The sequence below is a fragment of the Thermocladium sp. ECH_B genome (assembly GCA_001516585.1).
Lineage (GTDB): Archaea > Thermoproteota > Thermoprotei > Thermoproteales > Thermocladiaceae > Thermocladium.
In genome coordinates this window covers 1-1,428 of sequence record LOBW01000140.1, presented here as the reverse complement: position 1 = coordinate 1,428, position 1,428 = coordinate 1, and the positions used below count along the sequence as shown (strand labels likewise).

The window sequence follows — 1,428 nt, the reverse complement described above, 5'->3', positions numbered from 1 at the left end:
ACTGAATTCTAAACCCTCCCCCTAAGCACCTTTAACAATCCATCCCGGGAGTCCCTAACCTTACTCCTATTGACAAGCAGCTGCGCTAGCTCGCTTAGTTCGCCTAGGTTTGAAACCACCTTGATGGGTGACTCCTCGCTCTCCCTCCCAAGCTTAACCCTAATGACCTGCCCATTCTTCATTAGGCCTATGGCTGCGCTGGCCAGTGTTGACAATGCCGCCGCAACCTCCTCAATGGGCCCCCTATCCATGTAGATTGGGGCAATCCTGCCCTCAAACACGGTAACCTCCACCACACCGCCATTACTACCACTAATCTTCTTAATTTCAGCCTCACCGGCCAATAGCCCACCGACCTCGGCCACGGCCCGCCTTTGACTGCCCCCTATTTAGCTCCCTCACCAGTGAAGCTGTTAATCCAGCCACGTAGCCAATGTCCATTATGAGCACGTAAACCCCGACAGCCGCCAATGCACCCAGGGCGTAGGCCAGCCCAAGGCCGAGTAGGGCTATGGCTATCAGGAGCAGCGCCGATATTAGTGGCGGTGGCCTCCTGAGGCCTATTACCACTGCTAGGGCTGCACCAGCCGCCACTGAGATTAACTCACCCGATGTTGGCATTTACGTTAACTATTGCGGTTACTGGTAATTAAGCGTTAGCCCCGTGTAGGCCTTTAATCAGCATGTAGAGTTTCACTATTGCCCTAAGCGTCCTCAGTGAGGATGCCTTAAGCCCAAGCTCACCCCTAAGCCCACTAATCCACCTACCGCACTCATCCCCACTCAAACCAAGCCTACCGCACACGCACCCCCAGTCACCGCATTGGGCTATGGCCTCCAGGGCGTCGTCAGCATTCCTCATGCTCATTAGGGCTACTAGGGCGTTGGCTAATTCATCAATCAGGTCGTATATGGCTGACTCCACTGCAGCCCTCAACTCATCTGGCTTAAGCACAACAGCCTCCTCAAGTTCAATAACCCTAACCCCAAGCTCCTCCGCAAGGGCCCTACTTGAGTCATTACTGAACCCTCTGGCCAACACAAGGGGCCTTGCGTTGATTAACTTAGCATCGGTGTACGCCCGCCTAACCCCACTCACGTCAACCTTACCGGCCTTAACCTAAACGGAGTACCTATTGCCGCACTCATCCTCTGCTATTAAGTCAATCTCGCCAACCTCAACCCCCATAACCTTAACCCTCCTGTCAATTGCCCTAAACCCAAGCCTACTAAGCAACTCAGCGGCGTAATCCTCAAACCTAACCACTACCAATCAACGCCTAGGTTGAAATGCCTTAGCCAATAAAGAGCAATGCATTTTAACACTCCCACCAATGCCTCATGTGGCCAAGTTAATTGGTTTAGCGGTGCTGGTGCTCGTGGCATTAAGCCTAGTCATAGTGGCCCTTGAGGCGCCGCAGCCCCCAA

2 protein-coding genes and 1 pseudogene are annotated in these 1,428 nt (G+C 53.4%); all 3 read right to left on the bottom strand.

Annotated features, from left to right (window positions below; genetic code table 11):
• Positions 1–8: 8 nt before the first annotated feature.
• The gene (locus AT710_09780; protein KUO89769.1) at positions 9–365 is read right to left on the bottom strand and encodes a hypothetical protein; all 357 of its coding nucleotides are present in this window, start codon (positions 363–365) and stop codon (positions 9–11) included.
• Positions 334–621 carry a hypothetical protein gene (locus tag AT710_09775; GenBank protein KUO89768.1) on the bottom strand — a complete coding sequence of 96 codons (288 nt, stop codon included), beginning with the start codon at positions 619–621 and terminating at the stop codon, positions 334–336. The genes AT710_09780 and AT710_09775 overlap by 32 nt, the downstream gene beginning before the upstream one ends.
• 28 nt (positions 622–649) lie before the next feature.
• Positions 650–1,273: pseudogene (locus AT710_09770) on the bottom strand (endonuclease).
• Positions 1,274–1,428: the final 155 nt, after the last annotated feature.